Source organism: Bosea sp. F3-2 (genome assembly GCF_008253865.1).
Lineage (GTDB): Bacteria > Pseudomonadota > Alphaproteobacteria > Rhizobiales > Beijerinckiaceae > Allobosea.
This window is the reverse complement of record NZ_CP042331.1, coordinates 4432194-4454703: the sequence shown is the minus strand read 5'-3', so window position 1 is coordinate 4454703 and position 22510 is coordinate 4432194. Positions and strand designations below refer to the sequence as shown.

21 protein-coding genes are annotated in these 22510 nt (G+C 65.9%); 7 read left to right on the top strand and 14 right to left on the bottom strand.

Annotated elements, in window-relative coordinates; all coding sequences use genetic code 11:
• Positions 1-56 precede the first annotated feature (56 nt).
• Together FQV39_RS20560 and FQV39_RS20555 are read left to right on the top strand one after the other, a co-directional pair.
• Positions 57-1193 (top strand): hypothetical protein, encoded by a 1137-nt coding sequence (locus tag FQV39_RS20560; protein ID WP_149131982.1) that lies wholly within the window; start codon positions 57-59, stop codon positions 1191-1193.
• Entirely contained in the window at positions 1190-1870 is a 681-nt protein-coding gene (locus tag FQV39_RS20555; protein ID WP_149131981.1) for a hypothetical protein, read from the top strand. Before FQV39_RS20560 ends, FQV39_RS20555 begins: the two co-directional genes overlap by 4 nt.
• A 4-nt stretch (positions 1871-1874) precedes the next feature.
• On the opposite strand, the gene FQV39_RS20550 is transcribed toward FQV39_RS20555, so the two are convergent.
• The 3 genes from FQV39_RS20550 to FQV39_RS33250 all read right to left on the bottom strand — a co-directional run bounded on the left by FQV39_RS20550 (position 1875) and on the right by FQV39_RS33250 (position 7014).
• The gene (locus FQV39_RS20550; protein WP_149131980.1) at positions 1875-5096 is read right to left on the bottom strand and encodes an efflux RND transporter permease subunit; all 3222 of its coding nucleotides are present in this window, start codon (positions 5094-5096) and stop codon (positions 1875-1877) included.
• Positions 5097-5107: 11 nt separating this feature from the next.
• On the bottom strand, positions 5108-6298 hold the full coding sequence (locus FQV39_RS20545) for an efflux RND transporter periplasmic adaptor subunit (protein WP_248313089.1): 1191 nt from the start codon (positions 6296-6298) through the stop codon (positions 5108-5110).
• A gap of 77 nt (positions 6299-6375) precedes the next feature.
• Positions 6376-7014: a TetR/AcrR family transcriptional regulator gene (locus FQV39_RS33250; RefSeq protein WP_187640001.1), complete on the bottom strand. Its 639-nt coding sequence runs from the start codon at positions 7012-7014 to the stop codon at positions 6376-6378.
• Positions 7015-7263: 249 nt separating this feature from the next.
• On the opposite strand from FQV39_RS33250, the gene FQV39_RS20535 reads away from it, so the two are divergent.
• Together FQV39_RS20535 and FQV39_RS20530 are read left to right on the top strand one after the other, a co-directional pair.
• Positions 7264-8067, top strand: a complete 804-nt coding sequence (locus tag FQV39_RS20535) for a glutamine amidotransferase (protein WP_149131978.1) — start codon at positions 7264-7266, stop codon at positions 8065-8067.
• Positions 8064-9305 (top strand): NAD(P)/FAD-dependent oxidoreductase, encoded by a 1242-nt coding sequence (locus FQV39_RS20530; RefSeq protein ID WP_248313088.1) that lies wholly within the window; start codon positions 8064-8066, stop codon positions 9303-9305. The genes FQV39_RS20535 and FQV39_RS20530 overlap by 4 nt, the downstream gene beginning before the upstream one ends.
• Before the next feature lie 206 nt (positions 9306-9511).
• Here FQV39_RS20530 and FQV39_RS20525 read toward each other — a convergent pair whose 3' ends face one another.
• The 7 genes from FQV39_RS20525 to FQV39_RS20495 form a co-directional block, all read right to left on the bottom strand.
• Complete coding sequence (locus FQV39_RS20525) at positions 9512-10297, bottom strand: succinate dehydrogenase iron-sulfur subunit (protein WP_149131977.1); 786 nt, start codon at positions 10295-10297, stop codon at positions 9512-9514.
• A 10-nt stretch (positions 10298-10307) separates the two neighbouring features.
• Positions 10308-12140: a succinate dehydrogenase flavoprotein subunit gene (gene sdhA, locus FQV39_RS20520; protein ID WP_149131976.1), complete on the bottom strand. Its 1833-nt coding sequence runs from the start codon at positions 12138-12140 to the stop codon at positions 10308-10310.
• 4 nt (positions 12141-12144) lie between these two features.
• Entirely contained in the window at positions 12145-12537 is a 393-nt protein-coding gene (gene sdhD, locus FQV39_RS20515) for a succinate dehydrogenase, hydrophobic membrane anchor protein (protein ID WP_248313087.1), read from the bottom strand.
• Positions 12538-12547: 10 nt separating this feature from the next.
• Complete coding sequence (gene sdhC / locus FQV39_RS20510; protein WP_149131975.1) at positions 12548-12949, bottom strand: succinate dehydrogenase, cytochrome b556 subunit; 402 nt, start codon at positions 12947-12949, stop codon at positions 12548-12550.
• 152 nt (positions 12950-13101) lie between these two features.
• Positions 13102-14151: a MaoC family dehydratase gene (locus tag FQV39_RS20505; RefSeq protein ID WP_149133951.1), complete on the bottom strand. Its 1050-nt coding sequence runs from the start codon at positions 14149-14151 to the stop codon at positions 13102-13104.
• 189 nt (positions 14152-14340) lie between these two features.
• Positions 14341-15294, bottom strand: a complete 954-nt coding sequence (locus tag FQV39_RS20500; protein ID WP_149131974.1) for a threonine/serine dehydratase — start codon at positions 15292-15294, stop codon at positions 14341-14343.
• The gene (locus FQV39_RS20495) at positions 15291-16052 is read right to left on the bottom strand and encodes a DUF429 domain-containing protein (protein ID WP_210251121.1); all 762 of its coding nucleotides are present in this window, start codon (positions 16050-16052) and stop codon (positions 15291-15293) included. Before FQV39_RS20495 ends, FQV39_RS20500 begins: the two co-directional genes overlap by 4 nt.
• Positions 16053-16143: 91 nt before the next feature.
• Between FQV39_RS20495 and FQV39_RS20490 the strand changes: the two genes are divergently transcribed.
• Positions 16144-17019 carry an HpcH/HpaI aldolase/citrate lyase family protein gene (locus FQV39_RS20490; RefSeq protein ID WP_149131972.1) on the top strand — a complete coding sequence of 292 codons (876 nt, stop codon included), beginning with the start codon at positions 16144-16146 and terminating at the stop codon, positions 17017-17019.
• 58 nt (positions 17020-17077) lie between these two features.
• Here FQV39_RS20490 and ppa read toward each other — a convergent pair whose 3' ends face one another.
• Complete coding sequence (gene ppa, locus FQV39_RS20485; protein ID WP_149131971.1) at positions 17078-17617, bottom strand: inorganic diphosphatase; 540 nt, start codon at positions 17615-17617, stop codon at positions 17078-17080.
• A gap of 152 nt (positions 17618-17769) precedes the next feature.
• On the opposite strand from ppa, the gene FQV39_RS20480 reads away from it, so the two are divergent.
• Positions 17770-18492: a fused DSP-PTPase phosphatase/NAD kinase-like protein gene (locus FQV39_RS20480; protein ID WP_149131970.1), complete on the top strand. Its 723-nt coding sequence runs from the start codon at positions 17770-17772 to the stop codon at positions 18490-18492.
• A gap of 98 nt (positions 18493-18590) precedes the next feature.
• Here the strand turns inward: FQV39_RS20480 and FQV39_RS20475 are convergent, their stop codons facing one another.
• From FQV39_RS20475 to hmuQ, 3 genes are all read right to left on the bottom strand, one after another.
• Entirely contained in the window at positions 18591-19979 is a 1389-nt protein-coding gene (locus tag FQV39_RS20475; protein WP_187640000.1) for a hypothetical protein, read from the bottom strand.
• 226 nt (positions 19980-20205) lie between these two features.
• Complete coding sequence (gene hutX, locus FQV39_RS20470; RefSeq protein ID WP_149131968.1) at positions 20206-20727, bottom strand: heme utilization cystosolic carrier protein HutX; 522 nt, start codon at positions 20725-20727, stop codon at positions 20206-20208.
• Positions 20728-20737: 10 nt separating this feature from the next.
• Complete coding sequence (gene hmuQ, locus FQV39_RS20465; RefSeq protein WP_149131967.1) at positions 20738-21085, bottom strand: heme-degrading protein HmuQ; 348 nt, start codon at positions 21083-21085, stop codon at positions 20738-20740.
• A 461-nt stretch (positions 21086-21546) separates the two neighbouring features.
• Here hmuQ and FQV39_RS20460 point away from each other — a divergent pair, with 461 nt between their 5' ends.
• Entirely contained in the window at positions 21547-22491 is a 945-nt protein-coding gene (locus FQV39_RS20460; RefSeq protein WP_149131966.1) for a heme/hemin ABC transporter substrate-binding protein, read from the top strand.
• Positions 22492-22510: the final 19 nt, after the last annotated feature.

The window sequence follows — 22510 nt, the reverse complement described above, 5'->3', positions numbered from 1 at the left end:
ATTTATCCCCGGCGACCAAGGCTGCCGGACAATAGGGCTCCTTCCTGGAGCCCGCCATGCCAACCCACCGTCACTCCTCCGATCGCGGGAGCGAGCTTCGCACCCTGCGCCTACGCTTGCTTCGCCTGCGCCACGAACTCGGCCTGATCCGGCGCGATCACTGGCGCCGCAAATACAATCCCGATCAGCCACGCGTCCCTGCAGGCGGCCCCGGCGGCGGACAGTGGACCAGCGGTGGAGGAGGTGGCGGCGGCACCGCGGCCGGCAACCCGGATCTTCCGGGCTTCGGAACCGCCGACGGAGAGACCGGCTGGTCCTCGCTTAGCGAAGGATGGAGTGACGACGGCACGATCTTCGAACGGATTGTCGGCAGCAGCGACGGCTCCACGATCCAATCCGAATACGCCGCCTCGCGCGCCGCCGGCTTCGACGAACGCCAGACCGTCACCCTGCCCGGCGGCGACAGGGTCAGTTTCGAGACGACCGACAATGTCCAGACGATCCGCTTCGGCGGCCCGGATGGCGATCTGGTCGGCCGCACGATCTGGACGCCGTCCGGGCCAGAGCCCGACGCGACGGTCCAGCCGGCGTTCCACAAGCGCTCGACCCGCTCGACCATCACCACCGGCGGAGCCGTCCTGTTCAATTGGCAGTCGCCGCTGAACGGCAGCGACGGCCAGCAGGCCGTCATGGGCTTCAACTCCCGCGATTATCGGCCGGGGGACTCCACCAGCGGCAGACTCGACCTCAGCTATTCAGGGCGACTGAGCAATGAGGAAGTCGAGCTGGCCTGCCGACGCTGGCCGGAAGTGAGGGAACTGGTCGACCGTGCCGCTAATGCCGCAGGCTCTCCCGATCTCTATCCATCGCGAACGGTCTACGGAACGGACGTCCATTCTCGTTTCAGGGATTACGTCAGGGATCTGAACGACCCGTACTTCAAGGCTGAACGCTCGTTCCTCAAGGAACGCATTGAGGGAGTGGACCCTGAGGACGTACCCTATGGATATCCACGATCGATTCGTGTGGACGCCTACGAATATCGCCAGGACGGCACGCTTTGTGTCTATGATCTGAAGACCGGTCGCGCCGGTTTATCTGATCGGCGAGCTGATATTCTGGCCAATGCCGCAAGGTTAGGATTCAACCCAATTCGACGGATTGTCGTCCTGGAAGTGAGACCGAGAAGATGACGACGAAAAAGCAGATCAAGGTGCTTTTCGATCAACTGGCTTCACGTCATGACAATATCATTGTCAGGGGCTCGATCGTCATGATGAAGCCGCTGCATCATGTGTATCGCGCGGTCTCGATCGAGCGAAGCAGCAGCGCGGATTATCCGCATTTCCATTGGCATATCGGGCATGCATTCAACCCCTTCGGGTCGATTTACGGCTTTGGTTTCGAAGAGATTTGGCTACCCAAGGAAGGGCCGAGGCGATGGTCCGAGCCGAGCTTCGCGGAAGCCGCGATCGCTGCGATCGAACAGCAAGGCCTGTCGCTACTGCGTCGCGTGCAGACAATCAACGACATGTTCCTCGTCAGCGGAGAGCTTCGTGCCCCTCAATACAATGGCCGGCTGCATCACTACGAACCCAATCAGATTCACATATTTGCAGCCCTCGGTCGCTTCGAGGAGGCAACGACCATTTATGAACAAATCAAGGACTGGTACCTCGGCATGACGTCCTGGCCCCGTCCTGTCTTCGAAAAAGCCTCAAAGCTTGGCGCCCTCGTCGCAGCAGGAGACCGCCCGGCCGTCGCCGCCCTCCTGCATGAGTGGGAGGAGGAGTTCGCGACCAAGAACGACCTCCTCCCCATCTATGAACGCACGCCCTTCCCGCTCGAACTCCAGCCGCAGCCTTCCTGACGCCTCACTCCGCCGCCAATCGCGGCCGGGCCGGCTTCGACATCGCTTCCGCCGTCGCGATCGCCGGGGCCGCGTGCTCGTCGATCGGCTCCCAGCTGCTCTCGTCCTCGGCCTTGCCGAAGAAGCGGCCGAAGAGCCAGCCCGTCGCCCGCGAGAGATCGTCCATCACCATGTAGAAGGACGGCACGAAGACGAGCGAGAGCACCGTCGAGACGATCAGCCCGCCGATCACCGCGATCGCCATCGGCGCGCGGAACTCGCCGCCGTCGCCGACGCCATAGGCCGAAGGCAGCATGCCCGCCGCCATGGCGATGGTGGTCATCAGGATCGGCCGCGCCCGCTTGCGGCCGGCCTCGATCAGCGCCGTCATCCGGTCCTTGCCGCGCCCGACCTCCTCGACCGCGAAATCGACCAGCATGATCGCGTTCTTGGTGACGATGCCCATCAGCATCAGCAGGCCGATATAGACCGGCATCGAGACGGCGTTGTGCGTGGCGAGCAGCGCGATCACCACGCCGCCGAAGGAGAGCGGCAGCGAGAGCAGGATGGTGATCGGCTGGAAGACCGAGCCGAACAGCAGGATCAGCACCGCCAGCACCAGCATCAGACCGGTCGTCATCGCGGTCACGAAGCCCTGGACGACCTCGCCCTGGATTTCCGCGTCGCCGGTCGCCGCGATCCAGACGCCGGGCGGCAGGCCGACTTCCTTGACGACCTCGTGGAACCTGTCCTGTGCCGTGCCCAGCTCGAAGCCGCGCTTGAGGTCGGCGCCGATCTGAGCCCGGCGGACACGGTCGTAGCGGTCAATCGAGCTCGGGCCCTCGCCGAAGCCGATATCGGCCACCGCGGTCAGCGGGATCGAGACGCCGTTCGCATTGGTCACGCGCAACGCCGCGATGTTGCGCATGTCGGTGCGCGCGGCCTCGTCGAGCTGGACGCGGATCGGCACCAGCCGGTCGCCGGCATTGAACTTCGCGAGGTTGGCGCCGACATCGCCGATCGTGGCGACGCGCACCGCCTCCGAGATCGCCTCGGGCGTGACGCCGAGATTGGCGGCCTCCTCCAGCTTCGGCGTGACGCGCAGCTCCGGGCGGCTGAGCGAACCTGCGGTCGCGACGTTGAGATAGCCGTCGACCTGACGCATCCGCGCCTCGATCTTCGCGACGGCGGCGTCAAGCGCCTCTCCGTCCTTCGACATGATCGAGAAGGCCATCTCGCGCTCGCCGCGCTCGTTGACGTACCAGGCGCGCACGTCCGGCACGCTGGCGAGCTTCTCGGCGATGGTGACCTTGAGCTCCTTCTGGGCGATGTCGCGCTCGGCCTTCGGCTTGAGCAGGATGAAGACGGCGGCGCGGCGCACCTCGCGCTGGCCGGTTGGCGAGGCGCCACCCAGCACGAAGACATTGGTTACCTCGGGGATGGTCTTCAGCGCATCCACGAGCTTGTCCGTGGTGACGCGCGTGTCGTCCAGCGTCGAGCCGGGCGGCAGCTCGACCGAGGCGACGACGCGGGAGGTGTCCTCGTCCGGGATGAAGCCGGTCGGCAGCAATTGCGTCGCCTGGATCGAGCCGATCAGGAACATGAAGCCGACAACCAGCGTCGCATAGGCCGTGTTGAACGGCATGCTGCGCCAGCGCCCCGAACCGTCGAGGCGCGGGAAGAACGGAATGCGCCGCTTCTTCAGCGTGCTTTTCAGCAGGCCGACATAGGCGCCCATGATCAGCCCGTCCTTCGGATCGGCATGGTTGACCGGCCGCATCAGATAGGCCGCCATCATCGGCGTGATCAGCCGCGCGACGAGCAGCGAGAACAGCACTGCGACCGCGACGGTCAGGCCGAACTGGCGGAAATACTGGCCGGCAACGCCGCCCATGAAGGAGACCGGCGCGAAGATCGCGACGATGGTCAGCGTGATCGCGATGACCGCGAGGCCGATTTCGTCGGCCGCTTCCATCGCCGCGCGATAGGGCGATTTGCCCATCTTCATGTGCCGGACGATGTTCTCGATCTCGACGATGGCGTCGTCGACCAGGATGCCGGTCACCAGCGTGATGCCGAGCAGGCTGACGAGATTGAGCGAGAAGCCCATCAGCTCCATCGCCCAGAAGGTCGGAATGGCGGAGAGCGGCAGGGCAACCGCCGTGATCAAGGTCGCGCGCCAGTTGCGCAGGAACAGGAACACGACGATGACGGCGAGCGCAGCGCCCTCCAGCAGCGTTTCCATCGCCGCCTTGTAATTGCCGTAGGTGTAGGCGACGGCGTCGTCGATCGGCGTGATCTTGATGTCGGGGAAGCGCTTGTTCAGATCGGCCACGCGCTGCGCCACGACATCCTTGACCGAGAGCTCGCTCGAACCCTTCGAGCGGAACACGGCGAAGGTCACGACCGGGCTCTTGTTCAGCCGGCCGAAAGCGCGCGGCTCCGAATTCGAATCCTCGACGCGGCCGAGTTCCTTCAGGCGCACCTCGCGTCCGCCGGTCAGCATGATCTTGGTCTCGGCCAGGTCCGCGACGCTGCGCGCGCTCGCCAGCGTGCGGATCGCCTGTTCCTGCCCGCCGACCTCGCCGCGACCACCGGCCAGATCGACATTGGTGGCGCGAATCTGGCGGTTGACCTCGCCAGCGGTGATGCCGAGCGCCAGCAGCCGGTCGGGATCGAGCGAGATGCGGATCTCACGATCGACGCCGCCATAGCGCTCGACGCGGCCCACGCCCTTCAGCCCCTGCAGCTCGCGCGCGACGACATCGTCGACATGCCAGGAGAGCTGCTCCAGCGTCATGCCGGCAGAAGCCGCGCCATAAGTCAGGATCGACTGCCCCTCGACATCGATGCGCTGGATGATCGGCTCGTCGATCGTTCGCGGCAGGTCGGCCCTGATCTTGGCAATGGCGTCCTTGACGTCGTTGACGGCGCGGTCGGTGTTGGTTTCGAGCCGGAACTCGATGATCGTCTGCGACTGCCCGTCGGTGAGCGTCGACATCACGTGCTTCACGCCGGTGATGTTGGCGACGGAATCCTCGACGCGCTTGCTGACCTGGCTTTCGAGCTCGGCCGGCGCCGCGCCGGACTGCGTCACGGTGACGGAGACCAGCGGCACGTCGATGTTCGGAAAGCGCGTGACCGGCAGCTTCGAGAAGGCGAGCAGCCCGAGCACGCACAGCACGACGAAGAGAAGGATTGCCGGAACCGGCTTGCGGATCGACCAGGCGGAGAAATTCACGTTCATGCCCGCATCCGTCAGTTGGTCGCGACCGGAGTCACGAGGTCGCCGTCGCGCACGAAGGTGCCGGCGCGCGCCACCACCGTCTCGCCTTCCGAGAGTCCGGTCGTGATCTCGGCACGACCGCCACCCGCAAGACCAAGCGTGACCGGCTTGGTCGTGACCCGGCCATTCCTGACGGTCTGCACCGTTGCGCCCGAGCGGCTATAGGTGATGGCCGAAAGCGGCAGAGTCACGGCGCGCTTGCGGCCAGTCTCGATGGTGCCGCGCGCGAAGGCGCCGATCGCGACCGGCGGATTGCCGTCGAGCGCCACGCGCACGCGGCCGAGGCGCGAAGCCTTGTCCACCTCCGGCGCGATCAGCCGGATCGTGCCGGCGAGCGCGTCCTTGGCTCCGGCTGGCAGGACCGAAACCGGTTGCCCGACCTTCAGCCCCGGCAGCTCGACCTCGGCGACCTGCGCTTCCAATTCGATCGCACCATCGGCGACGATGCGGAACAGCGGCTCAGCCCCCGCGGCCATTGCAGCCGTTGCACCAAGCCGCGCCGTGCGGCGGCTGACCATGCCGGCGCCCGGCGCCTTGATCTCGGTGCGGGCGAGCTTGACCGCAATGTCCTTGCCCTGTGCCTGGGCGAGTGCGAGATCGGCCGTCGCGATCGCCAGCAGCTGTCGGGCTGCATTGGCACGCGCCTGGCCGGAGCGCGCGGCGGCAGCGCGCTGATCGAATGTCTCGATGCTGGCATTGCCAGTTTCGCGCAGCGCCTTGGTGCGGTCGAAGGCGTTGTTGGCCTGGACCACATTGGCGTCGGCCTCGGCAATCTGAGCATTGGCCTGGGCGACCGCAGCCTCGGCACGGGCGATCTGCGCGTCGTTCTGAACCTTCTGAACGTCGAGCGTCGTCCGGTTCAGCCGCGCGAGCACCTGGCCCTGCGCGACCCTGTCGCCTTCTTCCACCAGAAGCTCGACGATCGACAGCCCGTCGACTTCAGGGGCGACCAGGATCTCGTCGCGCGCGACCATCGAACCGGAAACGACGACGCTCTGGACGATCTCGGTCTGTTCGGCCTTGGTCACGGTGACGGAGGGGCCGGCCGCGGGGGCTGCGGCAGGGGCCGCCTGCGACGGCGTCTGCGCGGCCAGCGGCAGCGGCGCGGCCAGCAGCGCCGCGGCGAGCGCCAGCGGGGCAACCGCCAGACGCGGAGCGGTCATGCGAAGGGGCATCGGAAGCGATCCTGTTGCGGGCTTGAGGCCGGAGAGAAAGGAGGAGGGCCCGGCGAGAGCAACGATCACGGCTGCGTCTCCGTTTCGGGCAGGAGCATGGTCTGGGCGAGCTGGCGCATGGCGGTGAAAAGCGTGTCGGCGGCGACCGCATCGTCGAAGTTCGGGTCCATCGCCCGCCGGCAGAAATAGCCGTCGGCCATCATCGAGACCGCCAGCAGGAAGCGGTGCTCGTCGAGCCGCGGCGGCAATTCGCCATTGCGCTTGGCCTCGCTGATCGCGGCCGCCAGTCCTTCGATGACGGTGCCCTCGATATCGGCACACATGCGCGCCATCTCGGGATTGCGCGCGGCCTCGGCCCAGATCTGCACGGCGATCACCGCCTTCTCGCGCGGCTGGCGAACCAGATGCTTGCGGCCGAGCTCCTCGAGCTGGTCGAGCAGCGAGCCGTTATCGGGACAAAGGCTGCCGAAATCCTCCGCAATCAGGCTGCGGTCCCGCTCGGACATGCCGGCGATGATCGCGTCCTTGGAGCTGAAGTAGCGGTAGAGATTGCCCGGGCTCATGCCCGCCTCTGCCGCGACATCCTGCATCGTCGCCGCGTGGAACCCGGCCCGCGCGAAGACGCGCTCGGCCGCATCGAGGATGCGGATATGGCGCTCCGACAGGGCGGAATCGGACTGCGATGCGGAAACCAGAGGTGGCATCAGAACTCGGCACGATGAGAATGAACGTTCATTCTCATCTCAGATCAGCGGGCTGAGGTCAAGCGGGAACGCCGCCATCGCCTGCCCTGATCCGGCATGATCGAAGAACCTTGCCGGAGCATTGCAGCGCTTCCGGCGCATAAATTGCTTGCTTCGTTCCGTCTGGAACCTCATGCTGAAGGGCGATCTGTCATGGCTCCGCGCGCCTTCCTTCCGCCTGCTGGTGCACGAGCGACCTTGAAGCCCGTGATGAACGACCACGCCTTCGCCCTCCGCGCCGCCCGCAGAACGCGCTCCCCCCTAACCACCCGGCCGAGCCGCCCTGCACCCAAGCCGGTGCTCGTCGTGCTGCATCAGGAGCATTCGACCTCCGGCCGCGTCGGCCGCCTGCTGCAGGCGCGCGGCCATGCGCTCGACATCCGCAAGCCGCGCTTCGGCGATCCCTTGCCGCAGACCATGCGTGGCCATGCCGGCGCCGTGATCTTCGGCGGCCCGATGGGCGCCAACGATCCCGAAGATTTCATCAAGGCGGAGATCGACTGGATCGGCACCTGCCTGAAGGAGGATGCCCCCTTCCTCGGCATCTGCCTCGGCGCGCAAATGCTGGCGAAGCAGATGGGCGCGCGCGTCTATACTCATGGCGAGGGGCGGGCCGAGGTCGGCTATTATCCGCTTGCGGTTACCCAAGCCGGCGCCGCCCATGCCGACGCCGCGCAATTCGTCTGGCCGGGCACGGTCTATCAATGGCATCGCGACGGCTTCGATTGCCCGACCGGTGCCGAATGTCTCGCTACGGGCGGGGATTTCCCCGTACAGGCCATTCGCGCCGGTTCGAAGGCCTATGGCATCCAATTCCACCCCGAAGTGACGCCGGCAATGATGTATCGCTGGTCGGTGCGCGGTCATGAGCGCACGCTGATGCCCGGAGCCCAGCTCGGCCACACGCATCTGCCGGGCTGGTTCCAGCATGACCCGGCGGTCCGGCTCTGGCTCGACGCCTTTCTCGACCACTGGCTGGAGGAGCCGGCCGCGGCCGGCCTGCAACGCACTTGACCCGCACAGCTCTCGTCCTCGGCGCCGGCATGGTCGGCGTCTCCTGCGCGCTCGCCCTGCAGAAGCGCGGCATCGCCGTCACCCTCATCGATCGTCGCGAGCCCGGCCGCGAGACCTCCCATGGTAATGCCGGGGTGCTGGCGCGCTCCTCGATCGTGCCGCTCAACAATCCCTCGCTCTTCCCCAAGATCACCAGCTATCTCGGCAATCGTCATCCGGCGCTCAATATGAGCTGGCGCCGCGCCTTGACCCGGCCGGGCTGGCTGCTGCGCTTCCTATGGGAGGCCCGCCCGTCACAAGCCGCTGCCCGCATCGCAGCGCTCGAATCGCTCACCGCCAGCACGGTCGAGCGCCACCGCGCCCTGATGACGGAAGCCGGCATCGCACACCGCCTGCGCGAGACCGGCACGCTCAAGCTCTGGCGTACGGAGGCCGGCCACGCCGCAGCGAAGGCCGAGCATGATTTCCTGAAGGGCCGCGGCATCGAATCGCGGATGCTCGACCGGCAGGGCATCTCCGCCGTCGAGCCGAGCCTGAACCCCATCTTCCCGGCCGGGCTCCTGATTCCCTCTGTCGGCTCGGTCGATTCCCCCGGCGCCGTCACCGCCGCCTATGGCAAGCTCTTCGCCGATCGTGGCGGCCGCATCGAGCAGGCCGAGGTCACCGGCCTCGCCCGACACGGCGCCGGCTGGCGCGCGAACACTGCGAAGGGCAGTTTCGATGCCGACATCGCCGTGGTCGCGCTCGGCCCCTGGAGCGGCGATCTGCTGAAGCCCCTCGGGCTCGATCCCTGGCTCGATGTCGAGCGGGGCTATCACCGGCATATGGAGGCTCAGGCCGGCGCCCGCCTGTCGCGGCCGGTCTACGATGTCGATGCGGCCTATTACATGGCACCGATGGAGCAGGGCTACCGCATCACCAGCGGCGTCGATCTGAGCGACCGCGACGCGCCCGACAACCACCGCCAGATCGACAGCGTCACCACGGCTGCCCGCGAGGCCTTCCCGTTCAACGGCGTGATCGGCGAAACCTGGCGCGGCGCGCGCCCGACCCTGCCGGATTCATTGCCGATGATCGGGCAGGCGCCGCGCAACCCCGGCCTCTGGCTCGCCTTCGGCAACCAGCATATCGGCTTCTCGACCGGCCCGATCACCGGCGAGATGATCGCGGCCATGGTCTGCGGCGAAACGCCCCCGGCCGATCCGAAGCCGTTCAGGCCGGAGCGCTACATCGCCTGAGGCGGGCTACCCCGCGTCATGGTCGGGCTTGACCCGGCCATCTCGGAAACCAGCGCTTTTCTCGGAAACAGGAGCCTTCTTGTCATGAGATGCTCGGGTTAAGCCCGAGCATGACGTGCCCACGACGTCATCCCGGACAAGCCGCGAAGCGGCGCCGATCCGGGATGACGGCAGCGTTAGTGCAAGCTGACCGGCACCGTGCGGCCCTAAACTTGGCGCGCCACCATCATCTTCTTCACTTCCGCGATCGCCTTGGCCGGATTCAGGCCCTTCGGGCAGGCGTTCGCGCAGTTCATGATGGTGTGGCAGCGATAGAGCCGGAACGGGTCCTCGAGATTGTCGAGGCGCTCGCCCGTCGCCTCGTCGCGCGAGTCGATCAGCCAGCGATAGGCCTGCAGCAGCGCGGCCGGGCCGAGATAGCGGTCGCCGTTCCACCAATAGCTTGGGCAGGAGGTCGAGCAGCAGGCGCAGAGGATGCACTCGTAGAGCCCGTCGAGCTTTTCGCGATCGTCCTTGGCCTGGCGCCACTCCTTCTCGGGCGCCGGCGTCGTGGTCTTCAGCCAGGGCTCGATCGAGGCGTGCTGGGCATAGAAACGGGTGAGGTCCGGCACGAGGTCCTTGACCACCGGCATATGCGGCAGCGGATAGATCGCGACCTTGCCCTTGGCACCGCACTCGTCGATGCCGGTGGTGCAGGCCAACCCGTTCTTGCCGTCCATGTTCATGGCGCAGGAACCGCAGATGCCCTCGCGGCAGGAGCGGCGGAAGGTCAGGGTCGGGTCGACCTTGTTCTTGATCCAGATCAGCGCATCGAGAACCATCGGCCCGCAATCGTCGCGGTCGACATAATAAGTGTCGGTGCGCGGATTGGCGGTGTCATCCGGGTTCCAGCGATAGATCTTGAACTCGGTGATGGTCTTGGCGTTGGCCGGCTTCGGCCAGGCCTTGCCCTCGGTCAGGCGGGAGTTCTTCGGGAGATTGAATTCGGCCATCGGATCGTCCTCAGTACACCCGCGCCTTGGGCTTGATGTACTCGATGTCGTTGGACATCGTGTAAGTGTGCACCGGCCGGTCATCGAGCGTGACCGTGCGCTTCTCGTCGTCGATCCAGGCCAGGGTGTGCTTCATCCAGTCCTTGTCATCGCGATTCGGATAATCCTCGCGGGCATGCGCGCCGCGGCTTTCCGGACGGTTCAGCGCCGAGTCCATGGTGACGACCGCCTGGGTGATCAGGTTGTCGAATTCCAGCGTCTCGATGAGATCGGAGTTCCAGATCAGCGAGCGATCCTTGGTGCCGATGTCAGCAATGCCGTCCCAGACCTCGTGGATGAGCTTGTGGCCCTCTTCCAGCGTATCACCCTCGCGGTAGACGGCGCAGTTGTTCTGCATCGTCCGCTGCATCCGGTCGCGGAGTTCCGCCGTCGGCGTCTTGCCCGCGGCGTTGCGATACTTGTCGAGGCGGGTGAGCGCCAGGTCTGACGAGCTCTTCGGCAATTCCGGCTGCTTCTCGCCCGCCGTCACCGTGTCGGCGCAGCGCAGGCCGGCCGCGCGCCCGAAGACGACGAGGTCGATCAGCGAGTTGGAGCCGAGGCGGTTGGCGCCGTGGACCGAGACGCAAGCGGCTTCGCCGATCGCCATCAGGCCCGGCACCACCGTGTCCGGATCGCCGCCGACCTTGGTCAGCACCTCGCCGTGATAGTTCGTCGGGATGCCGCCCATGTTGTAGTGGACGGTCGGCAGCACCGGGATCGGCTCGCGCGTGACGTCGACGCCGGCGAAGATCTTGGCGCTCTCCGAAATGCCCGGCAGGCGCTCATGCAAGATCTTCGGGTCGAGATGGTCGAGATGCAGGTAGATGTGATCCTTGTTCTTGCCGACGCCGCGGCCAGCCCGGATCTCCATCGTCATCGAGCGCGAGACGACGTCGCGCGAGGCGAGGTCCTTCGCGGAGGGCGCATAACGCTCCATGAAGCGCTCGCCCTCGGAATTGGTCAGGTAGCCGCCTTCGCCGCGCGCGCCTTCCGTGATCAGGCAGCCCGAGCCGTAGATGCCGGTCGGATGGAACTGCACGAATTCCATGTCCTGCATCGGCAGGCCGGCGCGCAGCACCATGCCGCCACCATCGCCGGTGCAGGTATGGGCCGAGGTCGCCGAGAAATAGGCGCGGCCATAGCCGCCGGTCGCCAGGATGGTCTGCTGGGCGCGGAAGCGGTGCAGTGTGCCGTCATCGAGCTTGAGCGCGATCACGCCGCGGCAATGCCCGTCCTCGTCCATGATCAGGTCGATGGCGAAGAACTCGATGAAGAACTCGGTGTTGTAGCGCAGCGCCTGGCCATAGAGCGTGTGCAGCATGGCGTGGCCGGTGCGGTCGGCGGCGGCGCAAGTGCGCTGGGCCGGCGGGCCCTCGCCGAATTCGGTGGTCATGCCGCCGAAGGGGCGCTGATAGATCTTGCCGTCCTCGGTGCGTGAGAAGGGCACGCCCCAATGCTCGAGCTCGTAGACAGCGGCCGGCGCGTTGCGCACGAGATACTCGATCGCGTCCTGGTCGCCGAGCCAGTCCGACCCCTTCACGGTGTCGTACATGTGCCACTGCCAGGTGTCCTTGCCCATGTTGCCGAGCGAGGCAGCGACGCCGCCCTGGGCCGCGACGGTGTGCGAGCGGGTCGGGAACACCTTGGTGATGCAGGCCGTACGCAGGCCGGCCTGCGAGCAGCCGACGGTGGCACGCAGACCGGCACCGCCGGCGCCGACGACGACGACGTCGAAGGTGTGGTCGGTGATCGGATAGGCGGTGCCGGTATAGGCCGGGACCGGGCGGGACTTGGTGATCGCCATCGGATCAACCTCCAAAAGACAGCTTCAGCACCGCGTAGACGCTGGCCGCGCCGACAGCGATCGCGAAGAAGGTATTGCCCATCACGGCGAGGATCTTGAGACCCTCGTTGATGACGTAATCCTCGATGATGACCTGCATGCCGAGCCGCATGTGGATACAGGCCGAGAGGATGAAGAGCAGCATCAGAATCGCGACGCAAGGGTTCGACAAGAGCGCGACCGCGGCCGGATAGGGCTTGCCGATCAGCGCGATGACGACGCCGATGAAGATCACCGTCAGGATCAGGTTCGAGACGGCGGTGACACGCTGCAGCCAGAAATGGCCGGTGCCGGACTTGGCAGAGCCCAGGCCGCGGACACGGCCGAGCGGGGTGCGCATCGAGGAGTTGGACTGCATGACGAACTCCTCAGCGCAGGGCCAGCGCGACGATCCAGATCAGGACCGTCAGGCTCACGGAGCCGATCAGCGTGAACTTGGCGAGGTTCATGCGCGTCTGCAGCTCATAGCCCTTGCCCATGTCCCAGACGAAATGTCTGAGACCACCGAGCATGTGGTGAATCAGCGAGAAGCTGTAGAGGAAGAGCACGAGGCGGCCGAGGAAGGAGCCGGCGATGGCCTGGGCCGTATCGAAGGCGACGGGGCCGGAAGCGGCGGCGACCAGCCAGGCGGCGATCAGCACCGTGCCGAGATAGAGTCCCGTACCGGTGACGCGATGGGCGACGGACATCGCCATCGTCCAGGACCAGCGATAGATCTGAAGGTGCGGCGAAAGCGGGCGAGCCGCGGGCTTGACCTCGGCCAATATCATTCTCCGATCAAGCGGCCCGCTCAAAGGCGGCGGACCCATTTGGGATCATTCTAGAGTGACTGGTTCTCTAACGAAACCGTTCCGGCGCCGCAATGCGGCACGCGCAGAACGAAGTTACAGATTCTGAAAATCGTCATTTCGTTACAAAAAGCTTAGCGCGGCAGCAGCGCCCAATAGTCGAAATCGAGAATCACGCTCGGATCGTACTGATCGCCCTGCTTCAGAGGGTAGTCGCCGCAGGGCCGGTTCTTGGTCGCGACCAGCCTGAGCCTGAGCGCACCGACATCGCCGCGGCCGGGCAGCTCCGCGCTCGCCAGCACCTCGCTCCAGGCATAGACCGTGTCGCCTGCGAAGAGTGGCGCGACATGACGCCCGCCATTGATCGCAGCGATGTGGAAGGCGTTGCCGAGCCCGTTGAAGGAGAGCGCCCGGGCCAGGCTGATGACGTGACCGCCATAGATCAGCCGCTTGCCGAAGCGGCTGCCTTGCGCGGCATAGGCGTCGAAATGCACCCTGGCGGTGTTCTGGTAGAGCCGGGTCGCGAGCTGGTGCTCGGCCTCCTCGACGGTCATGCCGTCGACATGGTCGATCCGCTCGCCGACGGCATAGTCGCTCCAGCGGAAGGGCGAGCCTGCAAGCGCATCGTCATAGGCCGCGAGCGTGAGCGACGGGCAGCCTGCGTCGAGCACTCCCGGCTGAACGGCCTTCGCCAGCTCCGGCACCTGCTCGGCATGGGCCGGCGTGCCGGGCGTGCGCTTGCGCACCAGCACCCAGCGCACATAGCTCAGCACGACCTCGCCATGCTGGTTGCGGCCGATCGAGCGGACATAGACGATACCCGCATCACCCGACGAGGTCTGCTTCAGCCCGATGACCTCCGAGGTGGTCGAGAGCGTGTCGCCCGGAAAGACCGGCTTGAGGAAACGGCCATCAGCATAGCCGAGATTGGCGACGGCATTGAGCGAGACATCCGGCACGGTCTTGCCGAAGACGATATGGAAGACCAGGAGGTCATCGACCGGCGCCACCGGATAGCCGATGGCTTTCGCGAAGGCGTCCGACGACTGCACCGCGAAGCGCGGCCCGTAGAGCGCGGTGTAGAGCGAGACGTCGCCCTTGGTCACCGAGCGCGGCGTCGCGTGGACGATGGTGTCCCCGAGGTGGAAATCCTCGAAGAAACGGCCGGAGCTGGTCTTGGGCATAGGGCCTGACATATGTCGCCTCCTGATTGCGTGCGATTTTGCGTTGCAACGAAGGCGATCGTCCAGCCCCGACGAAAGCAGCACCCGTCATGGTCGGCCTTGAGCCGACCATCTCCTGCCGGAGAGGAGCCCTTCTCGTCACGAGATTCTCGGGTCACCGTGACGCGGTGCCCGAGAATGACGCGGCGGCTAGCCTACGATCGCAGAAAGCTTCCCGAGATCCACATTGGCACCGCAGACCAGCACGCCGAGCCGCTCGCCCTTGGCCGGCTTGTAGGCGCCGCCGATCAGCGCGGCGAAAGCGGCCGCCCCGCCCGGCTCGGTTGCGAGGCGGAAATCGCGCCAAAGCGTGGCCTGGGCTTCCGTGATCGCCGCATCCGGCACGAGCGCGACATGGTCGACCGCGTCCTTGCAGACGTCGTAGACGAGCTGGCCGACATTGCGGGCGCCCAGCGAATCGGCGGCAACCGACGCGACCTTGACCTCGACCGGCCCCTTGGCTTCGAGGGCCGCTTGCAGGGCGCGCGAACCCTCGGGCTCGACACCGACGACCTTGACCTTGCTGCCGGCGAACCAGCTCGCGATGCCGGAAATCAGCCCACCGCCACCGACCGCGACGAGGACCGTATCGAGATCGGGCTCCTGCAGATCCCATTCGCGGCCGAGCGTGCCCTGCCCGGTCATCGTCTCCTTCGCGGCGAAGGGGTGGATCTTCAGCGCGCCGGTCTCGGCGACGAAGCGGTCGCAGGCCGCCTGCGCATCGTCATATTGGGCGCCGCCGACCACGACCTCGGCGCCGAACCGGCGAATCGTCTCGATCTTGGCCGCCGGCGAAATCTCCGGCACGAAGATCGTCGCCTTCACGCCACGCTTCATCGCGGCGTAGGCGACGGCCGCGCCGTGGTTGCCGCCCGAGGCAGCTGAAACGCCAGCGGCCGGAACCGGTAGCGACAGCAAATTGTTGAAGGCGCCGCGCGTCTTGAACGAGCCCGCATGCTGCAGGCATTCGAGCTTCAGCGAGATATCGCCCTCTGAACCAAGCGCGCCGCTACCCAGCCGCATCACCGGCGTGACGCGGGCATGGCCGGCGATGCGGGACGCGGCCTCTTCGATCATCGGGCGGGTGACGGGGCGTTCGCTCATGGCTCGATCCTGTGGGGCGGCGTCGCGGACGCGAACGTCCAGATCGCGATGGGAAGCCCGTGGCTATCGCGTCCCGGCGGATTGGGGAAGGGCTTCCCGCGCCCGGCGGCAATGTGCCGGGCAACGACCAGTGCCGCCAACGCGTCGAGAAGGTCATCGCCGGCTGCGCCCCGCGGCAGCCTCGCCGAGACGGCTTCCGGCGCGATCCCCGCTGCCCGCAGCAAGCCCTGCCGTTCAGCCATGCCCAGCGGATTGACGACGCCCTTGATCTTCTTCGGGTGCGTGAGCGGCTCGCCTTTCATCGTCCGGAAGGCCAGTTCGGGATGAACCTCGAAAACGTGCTCGCGCATCGATGGCTCAGCCCGCAGCAGGGCGTCGATCTCCCGGATCTTCGGGAAGAGATGGAAGCCTTGTTTCGACACCTTCCGCGGCGGCTCGGAATGGGCGAGCGCCAGCGCGCAGGCCTGCTCGTAATCGCCGGCCTCGACGGCGCAACGCGCGGGAATCGCGAAGACGGAGGATTGCCTGTCGCCCAGCAAGGCGCGCACCGCCTGTTCCGGCCCGCGTCCGGAGCCCTTCACCCGGTCCGGCAAGCCGATTGGCATGTCGACTGCGACGATCTCGGGCACGATCTCGCCGGCGAACAGATCGGCGAAGCGCGGCATCACCCGGATGAGCGGCGCGGCCCGTCCATCGGCAGAAGCCATGGCGGCAATCCAGCCCGCCTTGCAGCCATCGACCCCGGCCAGCCATGCCATGTTCGCCTCCTCCGCCTTCCACAGCGCTGGCATTGCGCCTGCGTTGGTCTATTGTGCAACGCAGCACAAGCTGGCCGAGTCAGGAGAGACGATGACCACGATCCGCCCCCGCCGCAGCGCCCTCTATATGCCAGGCTCGAATGCGCGTGCGCTTGAAAAAGCCCGCGAGATCGCAGCCGACGTGCTGATTCTCGATCTTGAGGATGCCGTCGCACCCGATGCCAAGACCACTGCACGCGAGCAGGTCTGCGCCGCCGTGAAGGCGGGCGGCTACGGCCGGCGCGAGTTGGTTATCCGGGTCAACGGCGTCGGCACACCTTGGTTCACAGATGATCTGGCGGCCGCCACAGAGGCGAAGCCGCATGCGATCCTGATCCCGAAGGTCTCTGCACCGGAGACCCTGCACGAGATCGGCGGGCAAATGACCGGCCTGTGGGCCGATCCCGCCATCGCGATCTGGGCGATGATCGAGACCCCCCTCGCCATCCTCGATGTCGAGCGCGTCGCACGCACCGCTCGCGATCCCGCCACGCGACTCGCTTGCTTCGTCATGGGCACCAACGATCTCGCCAAGGAGACGCGGGCCCGCTTCGTGCCCGGCCGCGCGCCGATGCTGCCCTGGCTGACGCAGGCGATCCTGGCGGCCCGCGCCCACGGCATCGACATTCTCGACGGGGTCTATAACGACATCAAGGACGAGGCCGGATTCTACGCCGAATGCGAGCAGGGGCGCGATCTCGGCTTCGACGGCAAGACGCTGATCCATCCCTCGCAGGTCGGCGTCGCCAACGCGGTTTTCGCCCCCGACGAGGCGGAGCTGGCACGGGCCCGCGCCATCATCGCCGCCTTCGACCTGCCGGAGAATGCCGGCAAGGGCGCGATCCAGCTCGACGGCCGCATGGTCGAGCTTCTCCATGCCGAGATGGCACGCCGGACGGTCGCGCTGGCGGCAGCGATCGCAGCCTGAAACGAAAACGGGGCCGCGCCAGGCGCGGCCCCCTGAACATCTGTACCGTGGGCCGGGATCAGCCCTTCTTCGCGGCCTTGGCACGCTCCATGGCCTCGACGATCAGCTTCTTGGCCTCGACGGCGTCGCCCCAGCCCTTGAGCTTCACCCACTTGCCGGGTTCGAGATCCTTGTAGTGCTCGAAGAAGTGCTGGATCTGATCGAGCGTGATCTGCGGCAGATCGGTGTAGTTGTGCACGTTCTCGTAGCGCTTGGTCAGCTTCGGCACGGGCACGGCGATGATCTTCTCGTCGCCGCCGCCCTCGTCCTCCATCAGCATCACGCCGATCGGCCGAACCGCGATGTAGGAGCCCGGCACCAGCGGGCGCGTATTGGCGACGAGGACATCGCAGGGGTCGCCGTCTTCCGAGAGCGTATGCGGAATGAAGCCGTAATTCCCCGGATAGCGCATCGGCGTATAGAGGAAGCGGTCGACGAAGAGCGTGCCGGCATCCTTGTCCATCTCGTACTTGATCGGCTCGCCGCCGATCGCCACTTCGATCAGGACGTTGACTTCGTCGGGCGGATTCTTGCCGATGGAGATGGCGTCGATGCGCATGGGGAACCTGTCAATTACGAAATTTCGCCGGGCCTTATGCAAGTTTGGAGCAAAAAGTCCAACCCCTTCCTTGGTTTTCGGTTGCCCAATGATTTGCGCTGCGGGAGTCCGGCTGGTATCGGGCGCTGCATGAAATCGACCAAGGCCCTTCCATGCTGACCCGGCTGCGCTCCGATGAAGAGCGTTACGCCCGTCGCATGGCACGCATCGCACGCTGGGACCGGCCGATAGAGAGCCGCGGCCAGCGCCTGCGCGCCTGGACCAACATGCTGCTCGTCGACCACGGCATCTTCCGCCTGGCCTATCTCAACACGCATCGGGTGACGCCGCGGCTCTGGCGCTCGGCCCAGCCCGCACCGCATCAGATCGCCAGCTTTGCCCGCCGGGGCATCAGGACCATCGTCAATCTGCGGGGCGGGCGCGAGCACGGCTCCTGGCCCTTGCAGAAGGAAGCCTGCGAGCGCCACGGCATTGCTCTGATCGATTTCATCCTGCGCTCGCGCGGCGCTCCCGACCGCGACACAATCCTCAATGCGAAAGGCTTCTTCGAGAGCCTCGAGGAACCCGTGCTGGTGCACTGCAAGTCGGGCGCCGACCGGGCCGGCTTCTTCTCGGCGCTCTATCTCCTGATCCACGAAAAGCGTCCGCTTGCAGAGGCCATGCGCCAGCTCTCGCTGCGCTATGGCCATTTCCGCTTCGCCAAGACCGGAATTCTGGACGCGTTCTTCGAGGCCTATCGCCGCGAGGGCGAGGCCAAGGGGATCGCATTCCTCGATTGGGTCGAGACCGTCTATGATCCGGAGCGGCTCGAGCGCGAGTTCAAGCCGGGTGTGATTTCGTCGCTGATCGCCGACAGGCTGATCCGTCGGGAGTGACTGAGCTGTCGTCGGCTCAGCGCGCCGGGCCACCGACGACGGAGCCGCGAGATCGCCGCGCGTCCGATCGGACGCGATAGCGGTGATCTATCTCTTTATTATCGCATCGGATTGTTCCGAAAAGTGGATTCCACTTTTCGGTCCGATGCTATAGCGGGCGCGGTCTCAGCATCCCCGAGGTGCAGCCAGATGAAGCCCGTATGAACCAGCGCACGCAGGATCGAGATCAGGCCGATCACCTGCAGAAGCTCCGGCGACAACGCCCTGAACCAGATCATCGCCGCAATGATCGCGACCAGTGCCAGTGCATTGATGAGCACTTGCCAAGCTGGCTGGCGCGACAGCGTCGCCATGTCCTGGAGTGGCGTCAGCACCGCAATGCCGGCGTAGAACGGCGCGAGAAGCGCCAGAACCCGGCCGAGGCTGTCCCAATTGGTTCCCTCGAACAGCGGCTCGACCAGAGTCGCGACCACGGCGATCGCGCCGAACAGCATCGCCGCAGCACCGATCAGGCCCAGCGCCATCACCCGTGCCACGAAACGTCGGCGCGGCCCCGCATAGGCACGCAACCGGTTCAGCGCGATGGGCGCCGACACCGTGCCGAACATCTGCGTCGGCATGTCGAGCAAGCGCATCGATAATGCGACTTGCGCGGCGAGCGCCGTATTGGCGGCGTAAGGCAGCGCCAGCACGGGTGCGATCGCGAAGCCATAGGCCAGAAGCGCGCTCGGCAGCAATGTCAGCGGGACGCTTCGCCAATGATAGGCCGCGACAAACAGGCTCCGCCACGACCACAGCTGCGGCTCGATGAGCGGCGCGATCGCGCGCCAGCGCCGTCGCAGCAGGTAGAGCGCCGCGAGGACATGGCCCAGCGTATCCGCCATGAACAGGGCGAGCGCTTTCGGCCCGAAGATGCCGATCAGGATCAACATGATCGCGGGTTGCGCGATGGCCTGGACGACGTTGCTGTTGCCGATCGCGCGGAAATCGCCCTCGGCGGTCGCCTCGGTCCAGAGCAACCTCAGCACCGCGCGCGCCGACAGCGAGCCGAGGAACAGCAAGGCAATGGCTGGCGCAACCCAGCCGGACAGCACCAGCCCGACCAGTAGGATCGCGGCCATGCCGCAGAACGCCAGACCGGCGGCCGCGGCAAGCCGGAAGGCGCGCCCGAGACGGGCAGGGTCCGCGCTCTGGAAGAAGACGACTTCCAGCCGCAGCAGTGCGGCGATCGAAACGAAATTGACCAGCGCCGAGAACACGGCGAAGGCGGCAAAGACGAAAGGCGGACAGAGGATGGCGGCAACCAGCAGCCCCCAGACCGAGATCAGCCGGGCCTGCACGAAGCGCAAGCCGAGCAGGATCGCCGAGCCGAAGCTGGAACGCAGAACCGGCGCTCGCGCGGCGACGAAGCGGCGCCCGGCGGCGAGCATCAGCGCAGGCCGGCGTGGCGGAATATGCGCCCGTTCCAAAGCGACATGTGCTGTCATATCGACATCCACGACCGGATCATCGGGCAGTCGATCGCCGGCCGCGCGCGTATCCCTGACGGAGGCGGAATCGCCGTGCGATCCGGTCACGGGCGACCGACCTTCTGCCGCGAAGGCTGCACCCCTATGATTAATGATCGGTAAATCTCAGTCATCGCCAGCCGTTGAGGGGCCATAGCCCCGGAGACATGGCGCATCAACCGCACCATGTCGCCTTTTTTGCGGCTCAGGCGAATTTGGTCTTCAGCCCCTCGAACTGAGCCAGCTGATCCGGCAGGAGTTGGCGCGCGGCATCGCGCCGCACGAAGATCTTGAACATCACCTCACCGGCACCGTTGAAGAACTGGACCGAACAGGCACGCCGACCCTGCGCCGTAGCGCGGTCCACGAGATAGATCGCACGGCAGTTCTCGGCCTTGATGTGGCCGCCGATGGGGCTGTCGCCATGGATGTTGTAATAGCCATGGCCAAAGCTGCCGACCGGCAGCGCTCCTTCGCATTCCAGCACGATGTCGGGAGTGTGCATCAGGAAGAGTACCGTGCCCCAGGTCGCGAGCTCCTTCCAGATCTCCTCGAAGCGTTCGGGCGCCACGAAGAGGCGTTGCTCGGCCGGCAGGAGCTCCAGCACCGTGCGCGTCGAGACATTGGCTTCGCGTGCCACGGCCTCGATGAGACCATCCGGCTTGGCAGCGAGCAGCGCGCGTGCGTGCTCGATGGAGTCGCGGGTCGCGACGTCGACAGTTGTCATCGCTGCGGCCTTACTCGGCCGCCTGGCGGGGAAGGTGCGGGTTGGTCTCGCTCAGCACCGTCTCGAACCCCTCGAACTCGGGATGACCGAGATAGATCGGCTTCGGCCGCGGCTGACCGGCATTGCGATGCGACTCGCGGAACTGCTCCGACTTCGTCCAGGCGACGAAATCATCCTTCGAGGCCCAGCTCGTGTGCGAGGAGTAGAGCGTGTGATCCTCCTTCTCCGGCCCCTTGAGCAGGTGGAAGGCAATGAAGCCCGGCATCTCGTCAAGCCGGCTCTTGCGCGAGGACCAGACGGTCTCGAAAGCGGCCTCCTCGCCCTTGACGACCTTGAAGCGATTCATGGCGATGAACATCGACGCATCCTGCCTGTGAAGCCGCGAGGCGGCTGAAATGAAACTGTGCCGCTAGAGCATCGGACCGAAAAGTGGAATCCACTTTTCGGAGAAATCCGATGCCCAAACAAAGGGCTAGATCGCCACTTCGCGTCCGATAGGACGCTCGGCGATCTAGGCGGCCGGTCATCGCCGTTTCCGGATACACGCCTGACAAAGCGTTCACCGCAGAGACATGCGCGCCGGAAGCGTCCGCGCGACGACACGCCGCGACCGAAGCCGGCGGCGCTCAGGCGCTGCCCTTGACCCCTTGTAGTAAAGATGAATATCACCGTCAACAATACGAGTAATCAATCCTTGTTTTTAGTAATTAAAAACAAGGATTTACTTTGTGTTGAACCATTCTAAACAGGCAGATCCTTGTGATCAGACTGAATTGTAATGGCCGCGGCCCGTCACTCGCGTCCGAATGGAGTTGCAACATGTCTGGCTCACGCGACCGAACGCTGCATTCCGGTCTCGCGCAACTGAACCGACGGGAACTGGCGGTCTCGGCCTTGTCACTGCTCGGCCTGGCCGGGTTCAGCGCCTTTGTTCCCGCCCTGGCCCAGACGCCCCAACGCATCGTCGTCGCCGGCGGCGTCATCACCGAAGTGATCTATGCGCTCGGCCTGCAGGATCGCATCGTCGGTCTCGATTCCACCAGCCAATTCCCGGCAGAGGCGCTGAAGGACAAGGCCAATATCGGCTATGTCCGCGCTCTCTCGGCCGAAGGCGTCCTCTCCCTCAAGCCGACGCTGATCATGCTGATCGACGGCGCCGGCCCACCGGATGCTGTCTCGCTGCTCAACGAATCCGGCGTGAAGATCGCGCGCATCATGGACGGGCTGACCCCGGAAGGGGTCGCATCCAAGATCGCCGCGATCGGCGCCGCGATCGGCGCCTCCGCCCCGGCCGAACGGCTCGCGGCGCAGATCAGAGCCCGTTTCGATGAACTCGCCACCCTGCGCGTCGGCATCGCCAGGAAGAAGCGTGTGCTCTTCCTGCTCTCCCTGCAGAACGGTCGAGCCCTGGTCGGCGGCCGCAACAGCTCCGCTGATGCGATCATCTCGCTCGCCGGCGGGATCAATGTCGCGGACGCCATCGAGGGCTACAAGCCGATGACGGACGAGGCGATTGCCGCGGCCGCCCCCGAGATGGTGCTGATGATGCGCAACAACGGCGCGCACAACATCACGCCGGACGAACTCTTTGCCATGCCGTCCTTCGCCCAGACGCCGGCCGCGACGGACAAGCGGCTGGTCCATATGGACGGGCTCTATCTGCTCGGCTTCGGTCCGCGCACGCCCATGGCCGCTCGCGATCTCATGGCTGCGATCTATCCGGAGGCTGCCATCCCGGCGCTGAAGACGGCCTCCGCCCCGTGACGCTCGCGGCACCCGCCCC

What these genes read in the sequence shown, in the direction of transcription:
- FQV39_RS20560 (WP_149131982.1), top strand. Translation starts at nt 57, where the DNA reads ATGCCAACCCACCGTCACTCCTCCGATCGCGGGAGCGAGCTTCGCACC.
- FQV39_RS20555 (WP_149131981.1), top strand. Translation starts at nt 1,190, where the DNA reads ATGACGACGAAAAAGCAGATCAAGGTGCTTTTCGATCAACTGGCTTCA.
- FQV39_RS20550 (WP_149131980.1), bottom strand. Translation starts at nt 5,096, where the DNA reads ATGAACGTGAATTTCTCCGCCTGGTCGATCCGCAAGCCGGTTCCGGCA.
- FQV39_RS20545 (WP_248313089.1), bottom strand. Translation starts at nt 6,298, where the DNA reads ATGACCGCTCCGCGTCTGGCGGTTGCCCCGCTGGCGCTCGCCGCGGCG.
- FQV39_RS33250 (WP_187640001.1), bottom strand. Translation starts at nt 7,014, where the DNA reads ATGCCACCTCTGGTTTCCGCATCGCAGTCCGATTCCGCCCTGTCGGAG.
- FQV39_RS20535 (WP_149131978.1), top strand. Translation starts at nt 7,264, where the DNA reads ATGAACGACCACGCCTTCGCCCTCCGCGCCGCCCGCAGAACGCGCTCC.
- FQV39_RS20525 (WP_149131977.1), bottom strand. Translation starts at nt 10,297, where the DNA reads ATGGCCGAATTCAATCTCCCGAAGAACTCCCGCCTGACCGAGGGCAAG.
- sdhA (WP_149131976.1), bottom strand. Translation starts at nt 12,140, where the DNA reads ATGGCGATCACCAAGTCCCGCCCGGTCCCGGCCTATACCGGCACCGCC.
- sdhD (WP_248313087.1), bottom strand. Translation starts at nt 12,537, where the DNA reads ATGCAGTCCAACTCCTCGATGCGCACCCCGCTCGGCCGTGTCCGCGGC.
- sdhC (WP_149131975.1), bottom strand. Translation starts at nt 12,949, where the DNA reads ATGATATTGGCCGAGGTCAAGCCCGCGGCTCGCCCGCTTTCGCCGCAC.
- FQV39_RS20505 (WP_149133951.1), bottom strand. Translation starts at nt 14,151, where the DNA reads ATGCCCAAGACCAGCTCCGGCCGTTTCTTCGAGGATTTCCACCTCGGG.
- FQV39_RS20500 (WP_149131974.1), bottom strand. Translation starts at nt 15,294, where the DNA reads ATGAGCGAACGCCCCGTCACCCGCCCGATGATCGAAGAGGCCGCGTCC.
- FQV39_RS20495 (WP_210251121.1), bottom strand. Translation starts at nt 16,052, where the DNA reads ATGGCATGGCTGGCCGGGGTCGATGGCTGCAAGGCGGGCTGGATTGCC.
- FQV39_RS20490 (WP_149131972.1), top strand. Translation starts at nt 16,144, where the DNA reads ATGACCACGATCCGCCCCCGCCGCAGCGCCCTCTATATGCCAGGCTCG.
- ppa (WP_149131971.1), bottom strand. Translation starts at nt 17,617, where the DNA reads ATGCGCATCGACGCCATCTCCATCGGCAAGAATCCGCCCGACGAAGTC.
- FQV39_RS20480 (WP_149131970.1), top strand. Translation starts at nt 17,770, where the DNA reads ATGCTGACCCGGCTGCGCTCCGATGAAGAGCGTTACGCCCGTCGCATG.
- FQV39_RS20475 (WP_187640000.1), bottom strand. Translation starts at nt 19,979, where the DNA reads ATGACAGCACATGTCGCTTTGGAACGGGCGCATATTCCGCCACGCCGG.
- hutX (WP_149131968.1), bottom strand. Translation starts at nt 20,727, where the DNA reads ATGACAACTGTCGACGTCGCGACCCGCGACTCCATCGAGCACGCACGC.
- hmuQ (WP_149131967.1), bottom strand. Translation starts at nt 21,085, where the DNA reads ATGTTCATCGCCATGAATCGCTTCAAGGTCGTCAAGGGCGAGGAGGCC.
- FQV39_RS20460 (WP_149131966.1), top strand. Translation starts at nt 21,547, where the DNA reads ATGTCTGGCTCACGCGACCGAACGCTGCATTCCGGTCTCGCGCAACTG.